The following is a 24322-nucleotide window of genomic DNA, read 5'->3' on the forward strand; positions in this document are numbered from 1 at the left end:
GCTTTCTATAGAATAGTTAAATCACTAAATCTTCTGCGATTGGCGTTTCCATAATCTTTTTCACTTCTCGTGGATCTGTTGTTTTACCTAATGCCCACATGAGCTTTGGCACGATGGCTTCTGTGTTCATGTTTCTTGAACGAGCAACCAGTTCTTGATTGATTTTACGTCCTACTTCATACACACTCATGTCTTCTCCTTCTTCGAGACACTGAGTGGTGATCACAACAGAAATGCCTTCTTCCAGCAATTCGTTGATTTTTTCTAAAAGATTTCTTCCTTCGAAAGGAATTCCGCCGCTGCCGTAGCTTTCAATAACGACTCCTTTGTACAACCCTTTGATTGAATCTAAAAACTCAGGCTTCAGTCCTGGATGCAGTTTTAATAAACAAACGTCTGTGTTCAAGGATGCATCTAATTTAAGCGGTTTCATTGATGATCTTTTTACTTTGCTATTGTATTCAATTTGATGATTTTCAATCGATGCAATATATGGGTAGTTAATACTTTCAAATGCATCGTAGCTTTTCGTTCTTAGTTTGATTGCGCGAGTTCCTTGAATGACTCTGCCATCAAACACGACGTATACGCCGCCAACACCGTCACATGCAAAACGAATCGCATCTGTAATGTTTTTCTTCGCATCTGTTTTCTTAAACGTAATTGGAATTTGTGACCCTGTAATGACAATTGGCTTATCAGGATTTTGCAACATATACGATAGTGCTGCTGATGTATAGGCCATTGTGTCCGTACCATGCGTGACGACAAATCCGTCATATTGATCATAATTTTCATAAATGGCTGTTGCGATATCAACCCAGTATTCAGGCTGCATATTGGTACTATCTATACTCATTAGGGACTTTGTGTCCATTGTGTAGTCTGCATTAATTTCGTTTAAATAGCTTAAAAGGTCCTCAGCTTTAACACCTGGAGCTAAACCATTTTCACTTTCTACAGATGCAATCGTCCCACCAGTGGTTAAAAGCAATAATTTCTTCAACAGGTCCACCTCTTTCAGTAAAATTACTTCGTTTGTCACACATATTATAAGCCAGCTTGTGCTATTCTATAATATACGCTTTACGCGTACCTTCATTGCCATTATAGTCACATAACGCGAATTAATCAAGAAATTATTACGCATAACGCGTACACTCTTTGTCAAAATATGATATACTGTTGTTGTATATAAAGGAGCGTTCATGTATGATACTCGATCGTTTAACCACCCTTAGAAAAAAGAAAAAATGGTCTCTCCAGCATACGGCAGATCGCCTAGGTATCGCCAAAAGCACCTATGCCGGTTACGAATCTGGGTACCGACGACCTTCGCTTGAAGCAGTGAAACTGCTGGCTGATTTGTATGATACGTCCATTGATTTTTTACTTGGTAGAACGGACGAGCCAGAGATCCAACGCAAAATCTCTGATATCAAAATTGAGCTGACGGAAGCAAAAGAAGGAACCATCCATGTAGACGGCGTTCCACTAACAGATGAAGAAATCAAACAGCTTGTTGCCTTTATTCGGGCGAAAAACACTCTGAAAGTATAAACAACACAAAAAAGAGAGGTCCCTGTCATAGAGGGACCTCTCTTTTTCTGCTTACGACAGCTCACTTAATTCCTCTAACCGCCGCTTCGCTTCTTCTTTATTAAAGGAACTATAATAGCGATAATTCTCATCATCTAAGATGCGGTAATGCTGGCTTAGTACATTCTGCTGAAGACGAAACGTACCTTTTTTCACAGACGTCCGCCACCAAACCTTTCCACCAATCGTACGTTCAACAGATAAATGCAATTCATCGTGGGCGACGACTTCCAAAATCTCAAGCGGATCATCCCCAAGTGTCCCTTTTAAAATGTCACTATCCCTGAATAATGCACATACGGCCGCAGATTGCGTCCAGTTGAGGCGAAGACGATTCTTTTCTACCTGCTGCAAATGCCGTTTGGATAGCCCAAGCACCTCAGCCATGCGGTCCTGTGTATAGTCTTTTTCTTTTCGAATTCGTGCCATTTGTTCTGTGACGAGGTCAATTACCATTTCTTTGTCCATCTCTCATCACCTCTTGATTGTTCAGTCTTTACTGACATCATACACGATTTCTTAAAAAAAGTGGCGTCTCACCTCATGGAATGGCGAAAACATCTATTGATTCTGCTTTTCACCATGACCATGCTGTTGTTTCCATTTTTCTTGGGCAGTCTCATGTAAATATGGATAAATGTTTTGTTTCACCGTTTGCTCAAATACTTCTTCATCTAAAATACTGTACGCCGGAATTTTGATCAATTTGCCATCCATTTTCCGAATGAGCACATCCATGAACAGAAATCCCCTGATATTGTAACGATGCCTGCGCATATCAATAGATTGAATGTCTTGAAAAGGGATTGTTTGTTGCCGGTATAAAACAGCACCATTCTCTCCACGCTGAATGCGAAAAATCACATTTCCCTTCTTCGTAAAAGCCGGAAGAATCATCAAAAAAGAGATCCACCCATAGACAATGCCTAATAATCCGCCTAAAAATAAAAACAACGTATAATTCGATTCAAATGTAAGAGCTTCTGAAAATAACCAAATACCGATGATGCCAAACCCGCCCGTTGCTAAGAATGCCCATACTCTTAGAAAGGGTCTGCTCCTCACTTCTATTACTTCACTTGGATTCAAGCGCCATTCTCCTTTTCTCCATTAGAATATAGAACGTAATCCGTCCCTATGAGCCGTCTCTATCCGAAATTCATTTTCCTTCATGCCCGACACTAGCCAAGAATGCTTCTGCCCCGGAATAACAAATATCATAGACTCTACATCCGGCGTATTATTTTTATCATAAGTGACCTTCATCAAAGAATCCATTTTTCCTTTTCTGACCCTTACATCAGAAACAAATGCCCGCACAAGCTCTTGGTTCTCTGCTTTATTTAGAAAAGAAGGGCAATCCTCATTCCCTTGACTGGCTTGTTCTAACAGCAGTTCAAATTCTTCCGCCTGCAAATTCATGACTGGTGTGAGGTGATCACTCATGTGTATGTTCAAAAAGGTTGTCACTTGCTCCACAGTCTGCTGATCTTCTTTTAGTTTGTGAATCTGATGCACTTGTTGATCATAAAGCGTATGATGCGCATACACACCTGCCTGAGTCGTATGAAAGGACGTACTGACCTCTTCATCTAATGCACCAAACCTTGAAGCTTTCACGGTATGTGATGCATCATTCATGGCTTGAATGAAATGCCGGTATTCTTCTTTATAACGGTATTGTCTATTTCGAAATTCCAGCACGTCTTTTGCCAGCAAAGAGCGACATGCAATTTCAAATAAAAATCCAAGACGTTCATCCTCTACATCTGGATAATAGGCTTCCTTTAAAGACATCCCTTGCTCAAAATAGCCTTCACTGTAAAAACTAAAGATGAGTTCCTCGATACTTAGACTTAGCTGATCCAACTTGATCTCTCCTTATCCAAAAGAAAATGCGCCCTTCAAGAAATCACCTGCACCTTTCAACAGCGAATCTGCGGTTTCTTTTGTTTTTTCTATTCCTTTATGTATCACCTGATTTGCTTGATCAATGGTGTCATTGACTGCTTTAACACCTTGACCTGCCAGTTCAAATGCTTTTTTTCCTTTATCGACAACCGCATGAATTGGGTCTTTTAATTTCACTGCGACCTGTTCTGCAAAACCAGAAGTAAGCTTGGCGACTTTTTCACCAATAAAGCCACCTACTGCTGATCCTATCGCACCGCCAACCACTGTTCCAATCGGTCCTGCAAAGCTTCCAAGAGCGCCGCCCACAACGGCACCTGCAACAGATCCGCCTGCAATAAAGACCGTATTATTCACTGCATTTCCAACAGCCTTTGCATTTTCACGCTTGAGAACTTCTGGCTGATCCCCAAATTCCGCATAGTTCTCCGCAATTTTCAGACCGCAGCCAACCGTTTCTGTTGCACCCGTGACGACCGTTGCAATGATGGCATTTCCTTTCGCAAACCTTGCACCATTTTTCAGAACAGACTTGATGCCAGCTGTGTCCTTCCAATTGATACTTCCTTTTGTGAAATCACGTACACTGTTCGTGAACGCAACTGTATCGCTAGGATAAAATTTCGTAAATTTCTTATGGACCAGGTCAGCCATCGACCAATTGGATCGTTTTAATAATTCTTTTTTGCTCAGCCAAATCCTTGCCAACCGGTCAAATCTCGTTCCTTCTACCCGTCCGGTCACATCAAGAAGGAGCTTTGAATGCTGCGCAGCATAGCGGCCATTTTCTTTAATAAAGGTCGTCATGCCAAGCCCATAGTATTTTGCCTGCATCATCACAATACCAGCTAGGCTCGTGAGTGTACCATATTGATCATACAGACTGTACATTTTCCTTAAAATATCATCAGCTTCGACCATTTTATCCGTTGCATGACGAATGGCAATGTCGTCACTGCTCAATTTGCTCATTAAGGCTTGTCCAGAACCCCATGCATCTCCTACTCCAGAAAAACAGCTTCGATAACGGGGATCACAGCCTAGGATGAGGCCATCCAGTTCACTATGTAAATCGTGGTGCTTTGTTTCGATGGCCGAAAGCTCTCCTACAAAATCATTCGCCAGCCCTGTCAGCTGATCTGGAACTACTACAATGTCACGCGCCATCACATCATCTCCCTTCTCGGTTTCTTTCTCTCCGTTCTTCTCGCCTTTTTCGCTCAAGCTCTTCCATTCTGGCGATTTCAGCTTTACGTTCCTCGATTTTGACAGCAGCATCCCGCAGTTCCTGACTTGTTTCAAGCAAGTCCTTTTCAAATTGATCATAGCGTGCCACTGTTTCCTCAAAGCTTTGATCAAATTTATCTCTTGCTTCCCCTTGCCAGCCTGATCCAACTGCCTTCAGCCGATTCTCAAGCAGCTGCTTCGACTGCCGAATGCCATCAGCGGCTTCCTGGAACTTTTGAGCGAGTGCAAGTGTTTGACTAGAATCCAACTTTCGCACCCCTTTCTCCCAAATTAACGTACAAATGGATGATTTTATATGTCCTCATTATAAATAAAAAGACACCCAAAAAAATCACCCTAAAGAACCATTCAGCACATCGCAAAATAAAAGTAGGTCTTTTTCCTCTCTAATTGTCAGAGAAAACCTTTCTTGTTATGAAGCGCATTCAAGACATGATAAAATGAACATATTCTACAAAAGGAGTGACGTATTGATGAAAGAGGAAATGATCCAGCGATTCACAAGTTATGTAAAAGTGGATACACAGTCTGATGCAGACATAGAGAGCTGCCCATCCACTGCAGGACAGCTGAACTTAGCAAGGCAGCTAGTTGAAGAGATGAAATCCATCGGCATTCAAGAAGTGACAATGGATGAAAACGGTTATGTCATGGGCACGATTCCATCTAACACAGACAAAGAAGTGCCAACCATTGGCTTCCTGGCTCATATCGACACAGCCACTGACTTCACTGGCAAGAACGTGAAACCGCAGATTCATGAGAACTATCAAGGCGGGGACATCACGTTAAACGAAGATCTACATATCGTATTATCTCCAGCGCAGTTTCCAAATTTACAAAAATACCAAGGACATACGCTCATCACGACTGATGGCACGACCCTGCTTGGTGCAGATAACAAAGCTGGTATCGCAGAAATTATGACCGCCATGTATTACCTGATTGAGCATCCAGAAATCAAGCATGGAAAAATTCGTGTCGCCTTCACACCAGATGAAGAGATCGGCAGAGGACCTCACAAATTCGATGTTGATGCCTTTGGCGCTTCTTATGCTTATACGATTGACGGCGGCCCGCTAGGAGAGCTTCAATATGAAAGCTTCAACGCCGCAGGTGCAAAAGTATCAATTAAAGGAAACAACGTCCATCCAGGGACAGCAAAAGACAAAATGGTCAGTGCTGCAAAGATCGGCATGCTCTTTCACAACAAACTTCCTTCAGATGAATCTCCAGAATACACAGAAGGATACGAAGGCTTTTTCCATCTCACGAGGTTTGTAGGAGAAGTAGAAGAAGCAGAGCTGCAATATATTATTCGTGATTTTGATAAAGAGAAATTCAACAAGCGCAAAGCACTGTTTGAAAAAATCGCAAACGACTTAAAAGCGGTCTACGGCGAAAACAGCATCACCCTTAGCATTCAGGATCAATACTACAATATGAGAGAAAAAATTGAGCCAGTCAAACATATCGTAGACATCGCTCATGAAGCCATGGAAAACCGCTCAGTGACACCTGTCATTGAACCAATCCGCGGCGGTACAGATGGCTCACAGCTTTCATATAAAGGACTTCCAACGCCAAACATCTTTACTGGCGGGGAAAACTTCCACGGTAAATATGAATTCATCTCTGTAGAGAACATGCTGAAAGCGTCAGAAGTGATCGTGGAAATTGCACGTTTATTTGAAGAAAAAGCATAAACATGTTTACAACCGTTCCTGTTCGGGAACGGTTTTTTAATAAAAGTTTACAATTTTCTGAAACTTTTATGACACTTAATCGTACTAATAGAGACAACCCCAGAAAAATTCTTCTTGACGAGTGAAATAACTGGAAATATAATAGTTAAAAACAACCAGTATTTTAGACCTAAAAAAGCAGCCAGAATAAACCTTTAGAACTAAACGCTATTTGCTAACTATTTTCAGTTATAAACATCACTCACCCTGTCTACACTTAAAGAATAGGATGAATTGGAGGAATGTCATATGATGATTTTATTGATTATCGCTTCACTTTGCTGCTACTTACTATTCTCTTTCAAAAAAGATAACCGCACCCAAAAACGAAAAAGCGCAGAGCTTTCGGAGTTTGAAATCTTTCGTATGCGCCGCCACTACAACGGCAAACGCCGTCACCCACTAAACGATGCACCCAAACAAGTATAAATGTAAAAAGAAGGGCCTCATCACCAGGGGCTCTTTTTATGTATAAAAAAACGACCAAATTCATGGCCGTTTCTCTTGTTTATTTATACACCTTCGCAGGTACTTGAATCATAGGAATTCCTACATAGTACGGTGAAATTTCATATGGCTGGAAGACAACAGCGATTCCCTTTTTCGTGAAGTAGTACTGCGTGTCGTAGCCGATTTGAATATCGCTTTTTTTCAGATTCGCATAGAATTTACTTTTATGCTTCTTTGTGTAGTTATAGATATAATCTCTTACTTTTGTACGTTTTTTCTTTGTTTTTACCACATCTGTAAAGTACAGTTGCTTTGTTTTTTTCTTTGTTAACACATAGTTCATGCTCGTAACCATCGTATCCCCGTGCATGCTACCGTCATTCATGTAATCATAGTTTAGGATACTTAGTTTCTTCCCATTGTTAAATTTCGTTTTAAACGATCTCTCGTATGTGATCTTCCCAATGCCTTCTTTTTTCGCTTCGTCCTTTAAGAACAAATACGTAGAATAGGAAAATGCGATATCTTCTTTTAAATCATGGTTGATGGTTTTCATATGCGCTTTACTAAGGTTTTTCACCTGTGCATATTTAAACGTTTTTTTCTTTTTATAATAGTGTGTACTTACTTTTGCTTTTTTCACTTGTTTGGCATCCGCAGATCCAACTGGCGCAAACAATGAAACAATCAGCGAAAAAATGAGCAGGCTGATCGTTAGGCCTTTTTTCATTGTCATAGTAAAAACCCCCATTTTTGTCTATTACCAAATGAGTATACCATGACAAAAGAACCAAAAGAAGTGTTCTTTTCCATATTATTCTTTATTTTTCATGTGAGGTTTGTTTACCGTTTTCATAAGTTCCTGTATGCTTAAGATAGAATGTTAGATGAAGTGTGGTGTTTATCATAGAAGAGAATATTTTCAGTCATATCCGGACAACATTTCATAGTTTGTCCCCTACCCAGAAAAAGATTGCCAATTACATTTTACAAAACCCTCAGAAAGTTGTGCTTCATTCGATTAGTGCACTCGCTACTGAATGCAACACAAGTGAAACGACGATCTTCCGTTTTCTGCGAAAAATTGGCTATGAGTCCTATCAAGTGTTTCGTGTCCATGTCGCGCAGGATATTGCGACCAATACGCCTCAATCCATATACGGCGAGATCGAAGCATCTGATAGTGTCGCAGATATTAAACATAAGGTCATAGAGTTAACAACCAACTCTATTCAGGATATGAAGCATATTTTAGAAGACCAAGCTGTGACACAATTTATTGAGCAAATGAAACAGGCTCATAAAACCGTCTTCTTTGGAGCAGGTGCCTCCAGTTTTATTGCCGGAGATGCCTATCATAAGTTTCTCCAGCTTGGCTTTGAAGTGAGTCTATGTAGTGATCCTCATATGATGAATATGATTGCAACACATGCAACGGAACATGATTTTATCGTCGCGATCTCACATTCAGGAGAAAGTAGAGAAATCCTTGATGCCGTGCAATTTGCAAAGGAAAAAGGTGCAACGGTCGCCTCGATTACGAGCTATCCGAAATCAGAGCTCGCCAAGAAATCCGACTTTCATCTGCTCAGTTCATCGAGAGAAACAACCTATCGTTCTGACTCAATGATTTCTCGTATTAATCAGCTTGTGATTATTGATGTTTTGTACGTCGCAGCTGTTTTAGAATTAGGATCAAATGCAATCGACAACGTCAAACGTTCTCGATTAGCTGTAGCTAAAAATAAAACATAATCGACCATAGACCGGAGCTGTTTCCGGTCTTTTTTTTGTGACTTTTCTCATATTTTCCGTTGACACATTCCTATTTCGTCATGTAAATTAAATGAACAATAGTTTATTTCCTACTATTAATTCAAATCAATAGTATATATACTAACAAAAAGAAAAGAAAGCGCTTTTGTAAGGGGTTTCTAAATAGGAGGCGGACAAAATGGCAAAGCAAATTGGATTCATTGGATTAGGCATTATGGGGAAACCTATGGCACTCAATCTATTAAAAGCCGGTCATACTGTGACTGTTTTCGATATTCATACAGAAGCTGTTCTAGCATTAAAAGAATTGGGCGCAAATGCCGCTGCATCAGCTGCTGAGGCAGCATCTGAAAGCGATATCATCATCACGATGCTTCCAAAAGGTGAGCATGTAGAAGCAGTTGTAGCAGGTGAACAAGGCATATTGGCTACAGCAAAACCTGGCACGATCATTATAGATATGAGCTCTATTTCACCTGTTACTTCTAGAGCTTTAGCGGCACTGGCAAAACAGCATCAGGTCGAATTTATCGATGCTCCTGTCAGTGGCGGAGAGCCAAAGGCGATAGACGGGACACTTGCGATTATGGCGGGCGGAGAAGAAGAGATCTTTGAACAAGTAAAGGATGTCCTCTATGCCATGGGCACAGATGTCGTATTAGTTGGTTCAAATGGAAGCGGGACAACCGCTAAGCTTGCGAATCAAATCATCGTCAACTTAAATATCGCTGCCATGTCCGAGGCACTCGTTCTTGCCGCTAAGTCTGGCATTGCGATTGATAAAATGTATGAAGCCATCCGAGGTGGACTGGCAGGAAGTGCTGTCCTCGATGCGAAGGTTCCCCTCATTTTAGAACGAAACTTTGAGCCTGGTGGACGTATTGACATCAACTTAAAGGATTTAACCAATGTCATGGAAACCGCCCACGATATCGGCGTTCCTCTCCCGCTGTCTAGTCAGCTGCTAGAAATCTTCCACGCCCTCAAAGCGGACGGAAAGTCTGGACTTGATCACGGCGGGATCGTTCAATATTACGAAAAAATGGCTCATGTTGAAGTGAAGAAAGGATGAGGTTCTATGAAACAAAGCATTGAGTTATTAAATGCCATTCCGAAAGCGGATTCAGACCGCATTCAATCAGCATACGAACAAGCACTAAACCATTTCCACCATAAAGTGATTGTATTAGACGATGACCCAACAGGCATTCAAACCGTACACGGCGTCTCTGTTTTCACCGATTGGTCAGAGAAAAGCATTGAAGCTGGTTTTCTTGAAGACAGCCGTATGTTCTTTATCTTAACCAACTCTCGCAGTATGACAGAGAAAGAAACGGCGGTTCTTCATGAAACGATCGCATCAACGATTGTGAAAACGGCTGAACGGCTTGATCAAGATTTCATCATTGTCAGCCGGGGGGACTCCACCCTGCGTGGACACTTCCCGCTAGAGACTGACATTCTCAGAACGACCATTGAACAGCAAAGCTCCCACCAATTTGACGGCGAAATCCTTCTTCCCTTTTTTAAAGAAGGCGGTCGCTTTACGATTGGCAATATTCACTACGTACAGGAAGGTCACGAATTAATTCCTGCTGGTGACACAGAATTTGCATTGGATCGTACATTCGGATTTCAATCTTCTCACCTCGGAGAATGGATCGAAGAGAAATCAAACGGGTCGTTCACTAAGGAAAACACTACTTATATTTCTTTAGAAGATATCCGGGCTTTACGTATTGAACAAATCAAGGATCAGCTGATGACCGTGAAGGATTTTCAAAAAGTGGTTGTAAATGCAGTAGACTATGACGATGTCAAAGTCTTTGTCATTGCCCTCATAGATGCCATCAAAGCAGGTCAGCACTTTCTATTTAGAAGTGCGGCCGCTCTCACAAAAGTGCTTGGCGGTGTTGAGGATCAAGCACTTTTAGCTAGACAAGACTTAATACAGGAAGAAAGCACGCACGGTGGCCTCATCATGGTCGGTTCCCATGTCAAAAAAACAACGGAACAATTGCGAGCGCTGCAGCAAAATAAAGACATCGCATTTATTGAATTTGATACACACCTCGTGTTAGAACCTGAAGCATTTCAAGAGGAAATTGACCGCGTAATTCAACAAACTGAAAGGCTTTTAACAACCGGACAATCGGTTGCTGTTTATACAAGGAGAGAACGGCTTGATCTTGGAGACAATCGCCGAGAGGAAGAATTGAAGCTCTCTGTTCAGATTAGTGATGCGGTGACAAGCATTGTCCAACGCCTCTCCATTCGCCCTAAGTACCTCATTGCCAAAGGTGGAATCACCTCAAGCGATATTGGAACAAGAGGACTCAGCGTCAAACGTGCGACTGTCGCAGGTCAAATCAAACCAGGTATTCCCGTTTGGCAAACAGGAGAAGAAAGCAAATTCCCATTCATGTCTTATGTGATTTTCCCGGGAAATGTTGGCTCAAAGGATACGTTAAAAGAAGCAGTAGACATACTTGAAGGATAAAGCAGAGGGAGCGTTCACGCTCCCTGATGCAGCACAAAGGAGGAAAGATCATGTCGTTAGTTTTTATCGGACTTGGCGTTTTGTTATTACTTTTACTCATGGTTGTCTTTAAGTTAAACGCTTTCATTTCGTTGATTATTGTCTCTTTAATCGTTGCCGTTTTAGAAGGCATGTCACCACTTGAAGCGATTGCTTCAGTCGAAAAAGGGCTTGGAAGTACACTCGGCCATCTGGCGTTGGTTCTTGGCTTTGGAGCGATGCTTGGTAAATTGATGGCTGATTCTGGCGGTGCTCAGCGTATTGCCATGACACTCATCGACCGCTTTGGTATCGGGAAAATCCAATGGGCGACGATGCTGACTGGATTTGTTATCGGAATTGCTCTATTTTATGAAACCGGATTCATTATTCTTATTCCATTAGTCTTTACCATTGCTCAAGCCGCAAGACTTCCTGTGTTGTATGTGGGAATGCCGCTCGTCGCTGCACTCATTACCACACATGGCTTCCTCCCTCCTCACCCAGGGCCGACAGCCATTGCCAATGTATTTCAAGCCAACATGGGACAAACCTTATTGGTTGGAATTATTTTAGCCATTCCTGCTGTTTTAGTAGGCGGACTTCTGTTTACGAAACTATTTAAGAAAGACCAACTGCATGCACACATTCCAAAGGACTTGTTTAATCCAAAGGAATTTACAGAAGAGGAAATGCCAAGCTTCGGCATTAGTATTTTCACCGCTATTTTACCTGTATTGCTCATGACATTCAGAGCATGTTTAGAAATTTTCTTCCCGTCCTCCCCGCTGCTACCGGCAGCTGAGTTTTTAGGCGAGCCGGCGATTGCCCTATTAATCTCTGTGTTGCTTGCCATCTACACATTTGGTCTTGGCAGAGGAAAGAGCATGCAGGACGTCATGAAGTCGATTACGGATTCAATTGGCTCCATTGCGATGATTCTATTGATCATTGCTGGCGGCGGCGCCTTTAAACAGGTGCTCATTGACAGCGGTGTTGATCAATACATTGCAGGGATTATGCAAGGAAGCACACTGTCTCCTCTGCTCCTCACTTGGCTGATTGCAGCTGTCCTTCGTGTCTCTTTAGGGTCAGCAACTGTCGCGGGTCTCACAGCAGCTGGCATTTCTGCACCGCTAATTGGTTTGACGGGAGTCAGCCCAGAATTAATGGTGATTGCAACAGGCGCCGGCAGTATAACATTCTCTCATGTGAATGATGCAGGTTTCTGGATTTACAAAGAATACTTTAATTTGTCGATGGCTCAAACTTTTAAAACGTGGACATTGATGGTGACTGTTCTATCACTTGTTGGATTAGCCGGTGTTCTCGTCGCTGATTTGTTTATGTAGGAAAATAAATAGGAAAAACCATTGACTTTTTCTCGAAAAGATTGAATAATTGTGTTTATTAAGAAAATTGAATCAAAGGTAACCTTATTAAGAGTGGTGGAGGGACTGGCCCTGTGAAACCCGGCAACCGCTGTTCCTAGGAACAGAATGGTGCTAATTCCTTAAGCAAGCTGAAGCTTGTTTGAAGATAAGGCAGAGATCTCACAGTATATGATGCTCTTCCTTATCCAAGGAAGAGCTTTTTTATTTGATTTATAACCTGAAGAAAGAAGGGATTCAGCATGACACAAGTACAAACCATTGGTAAGAAAACAACAAAGCCGCCATTTCGCGCAGATCAAGTAGGGAGTTTACTTCGTTCTGAACGCATCAAAGAAGCCCGCAAGCAAAAAGCAGACGGTACACTGACAGCAGAACAGCTCAGACAAATTGAAAACGAAGAAATCACTCGTATTGTAGAGAAGCAAAAGGAAATTGGATTAGAGGTTGTCACAGATGGAGAATTCAGACGTGCATGGTGGCATTTTGACTTTCTAGAAGGGCTTGATGGGGTCGAAGGATTTGAAGCAGACCAAGGCATTCAATTCCACAATACGACAACAAAAGCGAGAGGCATCAAAGTAACAGGGAAGATTGATTTTACTGATCATCCAATGCTGGAGGATTATCGCTTCCTTCACAGCATCGCGGGTGATCATACGGCTAAAATGACGATTCCAAGTCCGAATATGCTCTTTTTCCGTGGAAAGCTTGAAGAAGGTGTGTACGACAGCTTAGATGATTTTCACCATGACGTGGCACAAGCTTATAAAAAAGCCATCCGTGCTTTTTATGATGCAGGCTGCCGCTATTTGCAGCTAGATGATACAGCTTGGGCTGTGTTCTTTTCTGAAAAAGGACATGAACAAATCAAAGCTTTTGGCCGCGAGGAAGATGAACTGCGTGAATCGTTTGCGAAAACAATCAATGAAGCGGTTGCCGATCGACCAGAGGATTTGGTGATCACTATGCACATTTGCCGTGGTAATTTTAAATCAACTTGGGCAGCCGAAGGTGGTTATGAGGCAGCGGCAGAAACGATTTTTGCGGGTCTCGATTTGGATGGTCTCTTCTTAGAATTCGACGATGACCGTTCTGGCGGATTTGAACCCCTGCGTTATGTGAAGAATCCAAACCTTCAAATCGTACTAGGTCTTGTCACTTCAAAGTATGGGGAACTTGAACCCGTTGATCAGATCAAAAGACGAATCGAGGAAGCAGCTCAATATGTGGACATCAACCAAATCTGTTTGAGCCCACAATGCGGATTCGCTTCAACAGAGGAAGGCAATTTGTTAACAGAAGAACAGCAATGGGAAAAGCTGCGTCATGTGATTGAGATTGCGGATCAAGTGTGGACATCATAGTCCACTCACAATAAAAAGAGACAAACCGTTTGATCAGCGGTTTGTCTCTTTTTTTTATGCGTCTAAATGCTTTCCATTTGTCGCAATCACTTGTTTATACCAATCAAAGCTTTTCTTTTTCTTTCGATCTAATGTACCTTTTCCTTCGTTATTACGATCGACATAAATGAAGCCGTAGCGTTTTTTCATTTCAGCCGTTGAGGCACTGACAAGGTCAATTGGTCCCCAGCTTGTATAGCCGATCAGATCAACGCCGTCTGCGATCGCTTCTCTTGCCTCAAGCAAATGACTTCTGAGGTAATCAATTCGGTAATCGTCTTGAATGGAGCCGTCTTCTTCTACTTGATCCACAGCACCCAATCCATTTTCTACGATAAACAATGGTTTTTGGTAGCGGTCATATAGTTGGTTTAGTGTTGTACGAAGTCCTTTTGGATCAATTTGCCAGCCCCAATCACTTGCTTCTAGATAAGGGTTTTTCACGCCTTCAAATAGGTTACCACCAGTAACTTGTCCAAGAACCTCTGGATCTGTACTTGTCACAAAACTCATATAATAGCTGAAGCCAATATAGTCGACTGTATGGTTTCTTAGAATGTCTTCGTCACCGTCTTGGAATTCAATGTTGATGTTATTTTCCAGGAAATAACGTTTCATGTATCCAGGGTAATAGCCTCTTGCCTGTACATCTGAGAAGAACAATGTTTTACGATCTTGATCAATCGCAGCAAACATATCTTCAGGTCTTGAGCTGTACGGATATGTGGTCATCGCTGCAATCATACAACCGATTTTAGCATCTGGAATGATTTCGTGTCCTGCTTTAACAGCTAGAGCACTTGCAACAAATTGGTGATGCGCTGCTTGATATTGAATGCTTTTCTCGTCTTCGCCTTCTTCAAATACAAGGCCACCCCCTGTGAAAGGAGCATGTAACACAACGTTGATTTCATTAAAAGTCATCCAATATTTCACTTTATCTTTAAAGCGAGTGAACAATGTTTTAGCGTATGTTTCATAAAGACCCACAAGCTTACGGTTTCTCCATCCGCCGTAGTTTTTCACAAGTGCAAGTGGCATTTCATAGTGAGAGATCGTGACAACTGGCTCAATTCCATGCTTATGCAGTTCATCAAATACTTTTTCATAGAAAGCGAGGCCCGCTTCATTCGGTTCCGCATCGTCACCATTTGGGAAAATACGTGGCCAAGAAATGGATAGTCTGAAGCACTTGAATCCCATTTCTGCAAACAGGGCAATATCTTCTTTGTAGCGATGATAGAAGTCGATCGCATCATGATATAAGTTAAGGTCTTTCATTGATTCATCGAATGGGTGCATAATCCCGTGTGGTGATACATCCGCTGTCGATAAGCCTTTTCCATCTTTGTTATAAGCGCCTTCAATTTGGTTGGCTGCTACTGCGCCGCCCCATAAGAAACCTTTAGGAAATGTTTTTTCTAAATTCGTCATGTTGAATGCCCTCCTCATTTTCTTCTACACTGACTGTAAGCAGTGTCTCTTTTACTGTAATCGCCCCAACTGTTTTCGCATCAACTTGTGCATAATCATTTGTGTTGGTGACGATAATTGGCGTTGTTACATCATAGCCATCTTGCTGAATGCTCTTGATATCAAATTCAACTAGCAGATCTCCTGCTTGAACGAGATCACCTGACTGCACATGACTTGTGAAATGTTTACCGCCAAGTTTTACTGTATCAATCCCCACATGGATGAGAAGCTCAGTGCCTTGGTCACTCTTTAAGCCAATGGCATGTTTCGTTTGAAAAATGGTTTCAACCTTGCCATTGAATGGTGCTACTACACGTCCAACTGTTGGGACAATGGCTGTACCTTTACCCATGATTTCATTAGAGAATGTTGCATCATTTACTTGATTTAGCGGCTTTAATTGACCTTCAAGCGGGCTTTGTACTACTTCATTTTGAAGCGCCACTGTGTCTTTCTTTTCTTCTGGTTTGTCTGCTTTTGTATCATCTTTCACTGGTACATCTTTGAATCCTAGGACAAGTGTCATGATGGTTGCTACAACAAAGCCGATCACTAATCCAATGATGGAGTACACAAATGTCGGTCCAATGAACGTTGGGAGACCTGGAAGACCTGCTGATCCTGATATCACATATGACTTTACTTTGAAGATAGACATGAACACGCCGCCTGCTGCTGCACCAATGAGGGCTGCAAGGAACGGTTTTTTCAATCGCATGTTCACACCATACATAGCAGGTTCAGTAATACCCATTAATGCAGTGATACTTGTAGACATCGCCAATGATTTGAATGTTTTGTTTTTTGATCTTAAGAAGACACCGAATGCTGCGCCTGCTTGTGCCATATTCGCTACAAACATCATTGGAAGAATGAAGTCAAAACCGTTTAATGTAATGTTGTTGATCATGATTGGAAGTAGTGCATAGTGCATGCCCGTAATGATCAATGGTGACATAAATCCACCGATTAAGAGTCCGGCCAAAATACCTGCATGTTTGAACAATAAATCAATTCCACCTGAAAGGCCATTTCCGATAATCCCACCAAGCGGTCCAACCGCGATAAGCATAACTGGTACCACGACAAGAAGTGTAACTGTTGGAACAAGAATGATTTTTAGTGATTTCGGACTATATTTTTCTGCGAATCTTTCCACATATGAGCCGAGCCAGATAGTGAGTAGAATTGGAATCACCGATGAAGAGTACACAACGGCAACCACTGGCAAGCCTAGAAATTCTGTATTTCCTGCACCTAGTAAAGCGGTGAGCTGCGGGTGCAGTGCGGCTGCTGCAATGGCAGCGGCGATATACTGATTTGTGCCAATTTTTTTGGCTACGCTTACAGCAAGCAGAATCGGTAAGAAGTAAAAGGCTCCGTCTCCGATAGCTGTTAAAATCGCATATGTGCTGCTTTTATCTGAGATCCATTGGAACGTCAGCATTAATGCCAAGATCCCTTTGATCATACCAGCTCCAGCGATGGCTGGAAGAATCGGTGTGAAGACACCAGAGATAAAATCGAAAAGCTTTGAAATCACATTTTGTTTTGATGCTTCTTCTGAATCGCCTGACTTTACATCTGTTGATAACCCAGAATCAGCAATCATTGCTTGATAGACGTTTGATACGTCGTTGCCAATAATGACATGGTATTGACCGCCGCTTTGATTCACGCCCATGACGCCATCTGTTGATTGCAGCTTCTCCTTATCCGCCTTGCCTTCATCGTATAAATTGAAGCGAAGTCTTGTCATACAATGCGTGACTTGCTTTACATTCTTTTCACCGCCGACAAGCTCTAGAACTTCTTTTGCTGTTTGTTTGTGGTTCATTGTGTTACCCTCCAATCGTTGATTTCATCTTGATATAGAAAAAACCTAAACATCCATTAATGCCCGAAAAATAGCGATTCAGACATTAATCGATATTTAGGTTTTGCCTGCTTAACCAGTAACAATCCTTCATAGCGATTGATCGTTATTCAATTTTATAAGCCTTTAGATACAAAAAAACCTAAATCATGCCTTATCAAAGATAGGGACAATGATTTAGGTTTTGCCTGCTTGACCAGTAACAATCCTAAAAGATTGTGGGTTATTGAGTTTATAGTTATAAATTAGCATGTTAATTTTGATATGTCAACGCTTTCTTTTTGATTTATTTTCTTTTTATGACTCGATCGATGTGCAAAGTTAAGTATAACATCTCATCTTCTATGAGACTTCGGTTGTATTCTTTTTGAACATAGTCATTAATTTTCTCCGCACATTGAAAAGCGGCTGTATTTTTTTCCTTTACCACTTCATACAGAAACTCATTTTGATTTTCCATTTGTGTTTCGTTAAACAGACGCTGTCCAAAAAACTTCAAATGCGTGACAAAACGGAAATAATTTAATGATTCTTCGTCCAAATCAATTTGGAAATGATACTTTACGATGTTCAAAATATCTTGAATCAGTTTTGTAATTTGAATGACATTCGGCATTTCCTCATTCAGTTCTGCATTAACAATATGCATCGCAATAAAGCCTGCTTCATCCTCGGGAAGATGGATGTTGAGCTTGTCCTGTATGATCCGAATCGCTTCTACACCACACATGAATTCCTCTTTGTACAGCCGTTTGATTTCCCAAAGCAAGGCATTTTTAATGTCCATTCCTTTTTGATGACGTTCAATAGCAAAGGTAATATGATCCGTTAACGTGACATAGATGCTGTCATTTAAATTTTTGTTAAGGGTCGTTCTCGCGTAATCGATAATTGCCTCACACACTTGCATATACTCGATCGGAATATCATAAAGCAGGGTTTTGAATTTTTCTGATATATCTTTATTTTGAATGGAAAATACTTTTTCAATACGTTCTTCGTCAATCGGGTCTCCGCTTTTCTTTTGAAACGCAATCCCTCTGCCCATAATGACCAGCTCATGCTGCTCGTCATCAAACGCACTGACCACATTATTGTTGATTACTTTCGAAATGATCAATTGATCCCCCCCAGTACATTCCGCTTTTTCGAGCATTTCATTGTTGATTGATATGTCATTTTATTATTATTTTCAAAAAAGAGGACTTTAAGATGATTTTACATTTTTTTTTGATACGGTCAACTAGAAAGAATGACATATTACCTCTCAGAAATGACGATTTAGGGGCAAAAAGGCTAAAAATAGACAAAAAACACTCTTCAAAAAGAGTGTTTTTTACAAAATTAGGAGCAATCCCAGTTATAGACGACATTTTCGAAATGTTTTCGTTTGAGGTCTTCTGGTTTGATAAAAAAGTTAGCAATGCCGCAATCTCCCCATAACATGTCCACTTCATCATCTGAGTCAATTTGCAATAATAGCACACTATGTTCTTGGTCTACATAGGTACGCGGGTCTTCTTGTGTAAAACCTGGGTATCCGCCTACTTTGTGGCCAAAGCCACTTGCTGTCTCATAAAATTCATCTAGTAAAGTATCTGCTTCATCACCATCAATACCAACAGCATCTTCGAATAGATCCCAGCTTCGCTTTCCTGTGACTTTTTCAAAGCGGAAATCTTCTACACTGATCGTTTCGCTTGATAATTCACCTGTAATCGCGCCTTCCTTCGTAACTGGAAAATAAAAATCGTCAGGAATTTTCACGAATGAAAAATCAGTCAATAAGTCTTCTTCAGCTAAGAAAGGTTCCTCAATAAATTTGATCCGAAAATCTTTTTGCTCTGTTTTATGGTCAATATTCATCCCATAAAGATCATCATGTACAGAAATAAAAATTTGCAAAAGTCCTGTTTCTGGGTAATCTTTCAGCTTTGGCAGCTGGCCGAAATTGATTTGTGCCAGCAGCTTCATAGGATGGCCTTCTCCATCAACGGGATATTCGTCGTTTTTTGGGAAATAAGGATCACCTGCTATTTTGCTGTCATATGGTCCTGTTTTTCCTTGTTTTATCTGTAATTGAATCAGTGGTTTTTCAGTTTGATCTAACAATGGACGGTAAGGCGCAAGTACTTCTTGCAGCTTTGCTGATTGTGTCAAGATGGGCTTCCTCCTTATGTATAGGTCTAATGATCAAAACAGGTCTCTCTTTTTCTATCATACAGAAGTGTAACTTCCCTGTCAGTGAAAAACCCGTCAATATCATGACAAAAAACTCACTTCAACACGTTAAAAAACCTCCGATATGGCTGGAGGTTTTGTGATTCGTTTATTTATTTCACTTGATAATTCACTAAGTCTGTTGCCAATGATTTCATCGTTTCGTTCGTTTCGTGCAGCCCCTCAATAATTTTTGTGAAAGTGCCAACGAGTTCTGCTTGATGTTCAGAAGAAGCCACGATTTGTGCTATTTCTTCTTCCATTCCTTTGATAGAGCCTTGCACATCTTTTAGCGCTGTTTCAATATCAGTCGTTGCCTGCTTCGCGTGAGTAGACAGCTTTCTCACTTCTGTAGCAACCACCCCAAAGCCTGCTCCTGCTTCACCGACTCTTGCAGCCTCAATGGATGCATTGAGTCCAAGTAAGTTCGTTTGATCAGAGATACCTTTGATGAGATTAGACACTTGGTTGATTTTAGAGGAATTTTCGACAGTGGTTTTTGTATTTTGTAGAATTTGTTCACTTGTCGCTTGTAGTTCCTCTGAATGTGCAGCCACTTGCTGTACCATCGCGACTAGTTTTTCGGAAGCATCGTTACTTTCCGTCATAATGTGTTCTAATCGTTGTTGATTCGTTTGGTCATATGCTACACAGAAGGCAGCGATTACTTGACCATTGTCATCTTTAATCGGGACGGCGACGATGTCCATAGGAATTCCGTACACCTCTTTAGGAATCTGGATAAATGATGGCTCTCTCCCATTTTTCAACATCGAAAAGTTTTGGAACCCGGGAGCTACAACGTCGCCTGCTTTAAACCCTAAGTCAATGTTCCCGTGCTGCTGATAATAAAGAACCTTCTCTTTCCCTAATACAGAAAAGGTTAGCTGCTCTCTCATAGCTAGTCCAACGATTGGTAAAGCGTCTATTATGTTATCAATTCTCTGTGACATTCGCTCACGTTCATCCTCTCTTTTTCTCAGTACACTCTCTTTATCGGTTCTTTATATGATCTATTACAGCCTGCAATGTGTACTAATATCAACCAAATGACCTAAGACATATAAAACAGCCACATTCCATCAAGAGAATGTGGCTGTTTTTAAAAGAAGAAGATGCATATCAACACACTAATGACGATGAAAAAAAGATACATGCAGTCGATCCATGAAGTGCTGATGACATGATAATACGTTCTCTCCCTCGTCCCTGTGAAGCCTCTTGCTTCCATCGCAATGGCTAGTCGTTCAGATTTCCGTACGCCTTGCGTGAAAAGAGGGAGTGCATAACGTATAAACGCTTTCCAACTGTTTTTTTGCTTGTAACCTCTAATTTTATGTGCAGCCTTCATTTGCTTCAATTCACTTTGAAACAACGGGATAAACCGGAAGCCTGCCAGCATCCCATATGCCCATTTGGGTGACATTCGGCATTGATGGATTAAGCTCATCATAAAGGCCGTCAAATCAGTTGTTGATGTAAAAAGGAGACCAAATGTCACAAACCCAAGCATTCTAAAAGAAATGGTCAGCCCATTTCTTAAACTCTCCTCTGTGATATGAAACCATGCCCATTTCCAAACTGTATGATCTCCCTTGCCAAAGGCCGCTATCATCCAAAACACGAGAATGAAAAAGAGCAGATAAGGTACAAGTCTGGTGATGAGGTATTTCAAATTCCAGCCGCCTAGGACAAGTCCAATTCCAAGTGCAAACAGCCAGATGATGAACGTCGTTTTAGGATCAGAAATCGCCATCAGACAGCACATCGCAAGGAGATGGGCGAGTAATTTCATGACTGGATTTACAGTGGATAGAAAGGAGTGATTACTTTGCAATCGTCATCACTTCCTTTCTTTCAGCCATATAGCGATAATGTAACGGCACTCTCAGCTCACAGGAAGTGACAAGTTCCTGATGAGAAAATAAATCAAAAGGCGTACCATCATAAACATGCTCCCCTTGATGAAAAACAAGCACCTGATCAGCGCACTCATCAACGAGTTCCATATCATGTGTGACCATGATAATAGTGGTGCCTTGTCGTTGACGTTCTTTTAAACGCCGGATTAACTCCCTCGCCGTTTTCTCATCCTGCCCGAAGGTCGGCTCATCTAAAATGAGTACATCCTGATCAAAAAGAAGCATCGTGGCAACACTTAATCTTCTTTTTTGTCCTAAACTTAAGGTGAAAGGATGCACGTCTCTATGCTTCTCTAGGCCGAACTCTGCCAATAGCTGATTCGTTTTTTCTTGCACCACAGGCTCTGGCCAATTTCGCTGTCTCCCACCAAATGCGATTTCATCAAACACTGTGTCCTGTATAAATTGAAGTTCTGGATTTTGAAATACAAAGCCGGCTTTTTCATATAATGTTCGGTCAGACCACTTTTTCAGGTGTTTTCCTTTTAAAAAAATGTGACCTTTCTTTATTGGTTCTAAACGGATGACATGTTTAAGAAACGTACTTTTTCCGCTTCCATTTTCACCAATGATCGCAACCCAATCTCCTGCTTTTATATCAAGGTGCAGGTCATCTATAATGCTTTTTTTCCCGTAGCTTAATTGTAGATGATCTGTGCGAATGATTGTCTCTCGATTTGTTGATGTCTCATGACGTTCTTTTCTCGCCTCAAAGGTTTGCAAGAGTTTTTGACTCAGTGGATGAAACGGATCTTGTACGATAGTGGACCATTTCTCGGGAAATATTTTCGGACGCCAAATGCCGGCTTCTTTCATTTCTCCCTCAAATGTGTTCATCACGTCTTTTGGCGTTCCATCTGCTATGATACGGCCTTGATGATCTAATAAGATCACCCGATCCATCCACTCGATGACACCGTCTAACACATGCTCCACAAAAATCATCGTCTGATTCTGTTCAGCCGAAAGCTGCTGAAGCAATTGAAATATCTCCATTCTTCCTGCTGGGTCAAGCTGTGCAGTCGGTTCATCAAAGAACAGGACATCTGGCTCTAATGCTAGTAAACAAGCAAGCGCCAACCGCTGCTTCATGCCGCCAGATAAGGTATGAATATCTGTATTTGGGTCGACATCCAGCTGTACTTTTTTCATGAGATGCTGAATCATATTATCCATTTGTTCACGAGGGACAGATCGATTCTCTAAGCTAAACGCAATTTCCTCATTGACTCTGTGCATACAAAACTGCGAATCTGGATCTTGAAACATGACACCAGTATGCCTTTGCCGCATCACTTCTCCCTGTACTTCAGCTTCCATATGCTCTGGAATAATGCCAGCAAGCACAGAAATCAGCGTAGATTTCCCGCTTCCACTTGGTCCTAAAATCAGCACCTTTTCCCCCTTTTGAATAGAAAGAGATACTTGATGAAGAACGGGATTCGGCTGTTCATAAAAACGGACAGTGAGATTACTGCACGCGAGAAATGAATCCATGCTGGTCACCCTTACTTCGTTTTTCTTTCATGATGGCATATTGATTCAGCACACCCGTTTTAGATAAAGCATCCACCACAACCTTTGCTAAGCAACCACCGAGTAACATCCCGCTAATGACTTGAGTGACAAGTGTCATGAGTAACACTTGAGGCGTGTAATAGCCGAATCCATTGGCAATGAGGCTATATGCCATTGCCCCTACTGCTGCAAAGGCACCAGACAACATGAGTGTCCACATGCGATATCGCTTATAGCCAAATAGAGCGAAGGCGATTTCTGCTCCAAGTCCTTGGCATACACCAATCAAAAGCGCAGAAAGACCGAAGTGGCTGCCTGTCAGTAATTCCACGGCGGCGGCGGCTGTTTCTGCGATGAGGGCAGCTCCTGGCTTTTGGATAATGTAAGCAACGATTGGACTGGCAATGACCCAAATTCCGAACATGATGTTGCCTCCTGCTGGACCGACAAGGGCTGTAATCGGTAAATAAAGCGTCGACCACCCTAAATAGATAACTCCGCATGCCACTGATAAAATGACAGCGAGAACGACTTCTTTCATCTTCCATGTCATGAAGAATGCACCTCCATTTGGACAGGCCACTCTTCGACAGTAAAGGCCATGTCCCAGAATTTATACTCAAGCTGACAGCTTAAGATGAAGTGCTGTTTCATTTTCTCCTTTTCCTTCTCACTTGCTCCTTCCGCCCACTGATCAAGCCGTTTGCAAAGCTCCACTGTAACAGAGTCCGTTAACCCGCCATAAAACGTAATCCACTCATAGAATGGATGGGCAGGATCGGGCTCTACATCTCTGAGCATTCGTTTGCCTATTTCCCAATAAGTCCAAGGGCAAGGGAGCAAAACCGCAATGATTTCTCCTAGCGTCCCTTCCTCGGCGACTTGCAGCATGTGATGAATATAGTGATGAGCACTTGGCGCCAAAGATGCACCTTGCAGTTCATCATAAGCGACACCTGCCACCCGGCAAAGGTTTTGATGAGGATGTGTCTCACTATCAAGGACAAAAGCCATTTGTTGATGGAAAAAGGTAATGTCCTCTCTGTCTGTACATCTGCTAATGGCTGCCGCATAAATTTTAATAAAGGCATTTAAATATTCTGCATCCTGTTTGACATAATGAATGATCTGTTCCTTTTCGAGTTCTCCTGCTGCAAGTCCTCTCACAAACGGATGCTGATAAATCGCTTCAAATAATGGTTCTGCTTCTTGCCTTAATTGCGTTGAAAATGTCATAAAAAAAGCCTCCTCTTTTTCAGTTGAATA

The 24322-nt window shown here is 41.7% G+C and carries 24 protein-coding genes and 1 riboswitch; of the genes, 8 read left to right on the plus strand and 16 right to left on the minus strand.

From position 1 onward, the window contains the following. Positions 1–16: 16 nt before the first annotated feature. Entirely contained in the window at positions 17–1006 is a 990-nt protein-coding gene (locus ACSBQP_RS12730) for an asparaginase (RefSeq protein WP_017358664.1), read from the minus strand. Between the two features lie 206 nt (positions 1007–1212). On the opposite strand from ACSBQP_RS12730, the gene ACSBQP_RS12735 reads away from it, so the two are divergent. Further along, positions 1213–1560 carry a helix-turn-helix domain-containing protein gene (locus ACSBQP_RS12735; protein ID WP_017368336.1) on the plus strand — a complete coding sequence of 116 codons (348 nt, stop codon included), beginning with the start codon at positions 1213–1215 and terminating at the stop codon, positions 1558–1560. 51 nt (positions 1561–1611) lie between these two features. On the opposite strand, the gene ACSBQP_RS12740 is transcribed toward ACSBQP_RS12735, so the two are convergent. The 5 genes from ACSBQP_RS12740 to ACSBQP_RS12760 all read right to left on the minus strand — a co-directional run bounded on the left by ACSBQP_RS12740 (position 1612) and on the right by ACSBQP_RS12760 (position 5005). Further along, positions 1612–2067, minus strand: coding sequence for a helix-turn-helix domain-containing protein (locus tag ACSBQP_RS12740; protein WP_017368337.1), 456 nt, complete (start codon positions 2065–2067; stop codon positions 1612–1614). Between the two features lie 93 nt (positions 2068–2160). Next, entirely contained in the window at positions 2161–2688 is a 528-nt protein-coding gene (locus ACSBQP_RS12745) for a YfjD family protein (RefSeq protein ID WP_435028462.1), read from the minus strand. A gap of 21 nt (positions 2689–2709) precedes the next feature. Then, a complete protein-coding gene (locus ACSBQP_RS12750; protein WP_035702567.1) occupies positions 2710–3468 on the minus strand; it encodes a hypothetical protein in 759 nt (252 codons plus the stop codon). 12 nt (positions 3469–3480) lie between these two features. Further along, complete coding sequence (locus ACSBQP_RS12755; protein ID WP_435028463.1) at positions 3481–4677, minus strand: DUF6861 domain-containing protein; 1197 nt, start codon at positions 4675–4677, stop codon at positions 3481–3483. 4 nt (positions 4678–4681) lie between these two features. After that, complete coding sequence (locus ACSBQP_RS12760) at positions 4682–5005, minus strand: WXG100 family type VII secretion target (protein WP_017358661.1); 324 nt, start codon at positions 5003–5005, stop codon at positions 4682–4684. Between the two features lie 226 nt (positions 5006–5231). On the opposite strand from ACSBQP_RS12760, the gene pepT reads away from it, so the two are divergent. Both pepT and ACSBQP_RS12770 read left to right on the plus strand, forming a co-directional pair. After that, positions 5232–6464: a peptidase T gene (gene pepT / locus ACSBQP_RS12765; RefSeq protein ID WP_435028464.1), complete on the plus strand. Its 1233-nt coding sequence runs from the start codon at positions 5232–5234 to the stop codon at positions 6462–6464. A 288-nt stretch (positions 6465–6752) separates the two neighbouring features. After that, entirely contained in the window at positions 6753–6932 is a 180-nt protein-coding gene (locus tag ACSBQP_RS12770; RefSeq protein WP_008345664.1) for a hypothetical protein, read from the plus strand. A gap of 79 nt (positions 6933–7011) precedes the next feature. Here the strand turns inward: ACSBQP_RS12770 and ACSBQP_RS12775 are convergent, their stop codons facing one another. Beyond that, on the minus strand, positions 7012–7689 hold the full coding sequence (locus tag ACSBQP_RS12775) for a DUF3298 and DUF4163 domain-containing protein (protein WP_017368341.1): 678 nt from the start codon (positions 7687–7689) through the stop codon (positions 7012–7014). 161 nt (positions 7690–7850) lie between these two features. Between ACSBQP_RS12775 and ACSBQP_RS12780 the strand changes: the two genes are divergently transcribed. From ACSBQP_RS12780 to ACSBQP_RS12800, 5 genes are all read left to right on the plus strand, one after another. Then, complete coding sequence (locus ACSBQP_RS12780; RefSeq protein WP_206428012.1) at positions 7851–8708, plus strand: MurR/RpiR family transcriptional regulator; 858 nt, start codon at positions 7851–7853, stop codon at positions 8706–8708. A gap of 199 nt (positions 8709–8907) precedes the next feature. Then, positions 8908–9801 (plus strand): 2-hydroxy-3-oxopropionate reductase, encoded by an 894-nt coding sequence (gene garR / locus ACSBQP_RS12785; protein WP_144625492.1) that lies wholly within the window; start codon positions 8908–8910, stop codon positions 9799–9801. A 6-nt stretch (positions 9802–9807) separates the two neighbouring features. Then, positions 9808–11229 carry a four-carbon acid sugar kinase family protein gene (locus ACSBQP_RS12790; protein WP_366205815.1) on the plus strand — a complete coding sequence of 474 codons (1422 nt, stop codon included), beginning with the start codon at positions 9808–9810 and terminating at the stop codon, positions 11227–11229. Positions 11230–11279: 50 nt separating this feature from the next. Then, a complete protein-coding gene (locus ACSBQP_RS12795; RefSeq protein WP_008345676.1) occupies positions 11280–12599 on the plus strand; it encodes a gluconate:H+ symporter in 1320 nt (439 codons plus the stop codon). Positions 12600–12680: 81 nt separating this feature from the next. After that, positions 12681–12793, plus strand: a riboswitch (SAM riboswitch). 87 nt (positions 12794–12880) lie between these two features. Continuing rightward, complete coding sequence (locus ACSBQP_RS12800; protein WP_048002481.1) at positions 12881–14005, plus strand: 5-methyltetrahydropteroyltriglutamate--homocysteine S-methyltransferase; 1125 nt, start codon at positions 12881–12883, stop codon at positions 14003–14005. Between the two features lie 54 nt (positions 14006–14059). On the opposite strand, the gene ACSBQP_RS12805 is transcribed toward ACSBQP_RS12800, so the two are convergent. From ACSBQP_RS12805 to tenA, 9 genes are all read right to left on the minus strand, one after another. After that, positions 14060–15478 (minus strand): glycoside hydrolase family 1 protein, encoded by a 1419-nt coding sequence (locus tag ACSBQP_RS12805; RefSeq protein ID WP_435028465.1) that lies wholly within the window; start codon positions 15476–15478, stop codon positions 14060–14062. After that, the gene (locus ACSBQP_RS12810) at positions 15450–17357 is read right to left on the minus strand and encodes a beta-glucoside-specific PTS transporter subunit IIABC (protein WP_435028466.1); all 1908 of its coding nucleotides are present in this window, start codon (positions 17355–17357) and stop codon (positions 15450–15452) included. Before ACSBQP_RS12810 ends, ACSBQP_RS12805 begins: the two co-directional genes overlap by 29 nt. 325 nt (positions 17358–17682) lie before the next feature. Then, entirely contained in the window at positions 17683–18516 is an 834-nt protein-coding gene (gene licT / locus ACSBQP_RS12815; protein ID WP_060832766.1) for a BglG family transcription antiterminator LicT, read from the minus strand. Positions 18517–18740: 224 nt separating this feature from the next. Beyond that, positions 18741–19556 carry a YwqG family protein gene (locus tag ACSBQP_RS12820; RefSeq protein WP_217816009.1) on the minus strand — a complete coding sequence of 272 codons (816 nt, stop codon included), beginning with the start codon at positions 19554–19556 and terminating at the stop codon, positions 18741–18743. Positions 19557–19729: 173 nt separating this feature from the next. After that, positions 19730–20569 carry a methyl-accepting chemotaxis protein gene (locus tag ACSBQP_RS12825; RefSeq protein WP_024719223.1) on the minus strand — a complete coding sequence of 280 codons (840 nt, stop codon included), beginning with the start codon at positions 20567–20569 and terminating at the stop codon, positions 19730–19732. A gap of 149 nt (positions 20570–20718) precedes the next feature. Beyond that, complete coding sequence (locus ACSBQP_RS12830) at positions 20719–21453, minus strand: energy-coupling factor transporter transmembrane component T family protein (RefSeq protein WP_024719222.1); 735 nt, start codon at positions 21451–21453, stop codon at positions 20719–20721. Continuing rightward, positions 21443–23035, minus strand: a complete 1593-nt coding sequence (locus ACSBQP_RS12835; RefSeq protein ID WP_435028467.1) for an ABC transporter ATP-binding protein — start codon at positions 23033–23035, stop codon at positions 21443–21445. Before ACSBQP_RS12835 ends, ACSBQP_RS12830 begins: the two co-directional genes overlap by 11 nt. Continuing rightward, on the minus strand, positions 23010–23609 hold the full coding sequence (locus ACSBQP_RS12840) for an ECF transporter S component (protein ID WP_019743666.1): 600 nt from the start codon (positions 23607–23609) through the stop codon (positions 23010–23012). The genes ACSBQP_RS12835 and ACSBQP_RS12840 overlap by 26 nt, the downstream gene beginning before the upstream one ends. Further along, entirely contained in the window at positions 23606–24292 is a 687-nt protein-coding gene (tenA, locus tag ACSBQP_RS12845; protein WP_017368356.1) for a thiaminase II, read from the minus strand. The genes ACSBQP_RS12840 and tenA overlap by 4 nt, the downstream gene beginning before the upstream one ends. Positions 24293–24322: the final 30 nt, after the last annotated feature.

The organism is Bacillus sp. G402 (assembly GCF_051172515.1).
Taxonomy (GTDB): Bacteria; Bacillota; Bacilli; order Bacillales; family Bacillaceae; genus Bacillus; species Bacillus altitudinis.

Excerpts from the sequence above, each read along its gene's own strand:
- ACSBQP_RS12735 (WP_017368336.1), top strand. The coding sequence starts at position 1,213 with ATGATACTCGATCGTTTAACCACCCTTAGAAAAAAGAAAAAATGGTCT.
- ACSBQP_RS12740 (WP_017368337.1), bottom strand. The coding sequence starts at position 2,067 with ATGGACAAAGAAATGGTAATTGACCTCGTCACAGAACAAATGGCACGA.
- ACSBQP_RS12755 (WP_435028463.1), bottom strand. The coding sequence starts at position 4,677 with ATGGCGCGTGACATTGTAGTAGTTCCAGATCAGCTGACAGGGCTGGCG.
- pepT (WP_435028464.1), top strand. The coding sequence starts at position 5,232 with ATGAAAGAGGAAATGATCCAGCGATTCACAAGTTATGTAAAAGTGGAT.
- ACSBQP_RS12770 (WP_008345664.1), top strand. The coding sequence starts at position 6,753 with ATGATGATTTTATTGATTATCGCTTCACTTTGCTGCTACTTACTATTC.
- ACSBQP_RS12775 (WP_017368341.1), bottom strand. The coding sequence starts at position 7,689 with ATGACAATGAAAAAAGGCCTAACGATCAGCCTGCTCATTTTTTCGCTG.
- garR (WP_144625492.1), top strand. The coding sequence starts at position 8,908 with ATGGCAAAGCAAATTGGATTCATTGGATTAGGCATTATGGGGAAACCT.
- ACSBQP_RS12790 (WP_366205815.1), top strand. The coding sequence starts at position 9,808 with ATGAAACAAAGCATTGAGTTATTAAATGCCATTCCGAAAGCGGATTCA.
- ACSBQP_RS12795 (WP_008345676.1), top strand. The coding sequence starts at position 11,280 with ATGTCGTTAGTTTTTATCGGACTTGGCGTTTTGTTATTACTTTTACTC.
- ACSBQP_RS12800 (WP_048002481.1), top strand. The coding sequence starts at position 12,881 with ATGACACAAGTACAAACCATTGGTAAGAAAACAACAAAGCCGCCATTT.
- ACSBQP_RS12805 (WP_435028465.1), bottom strand. The coding sequence starts at position 15,478 with ATGACGAATTTAGAAAAAACATTTCCTAAAGGTTTCTTATGGGGCGGC.
- ACSBQP_RS12810 (WP_435028466.1), bottom strand. The coding sequence starts at position 17,357 with ATGAACCACAAACAAACAGCAAAAGAAGTTCTAGAGCTTGTCGGCGGT.
- ACSBQP_RS12825 (WP_024719223.1), bottom strand. The coding sequence starts at position 20,569 with ATGTCACAGAGAATTGATAACATAATAGACGCTTTACCAATCGTTGGA.
- ACSBQP_RS12835 (WP_435028467.1), bottom strand. The coding sequence starts at position 23,035 with ATGGATTCATTTCTCGCGTGCAGTAATCTCACTGTCCGTTTTTATGAA.
- ACSBQP_RS12840 (WP_019743666.1), bottom strand. The coding sequence starts at position 23,609 with ATGACATGGAAGATGAAAGAAGTCGTTCTCGCTGTCATTTTATCAGTG.
- tenA (WP_017368356.1), bottom strand. The coding sequence starts at position 24,292 with ATGACATTTTCAACGCAATTAAGGCAAGAAGCAGAACCATTATTTGAA.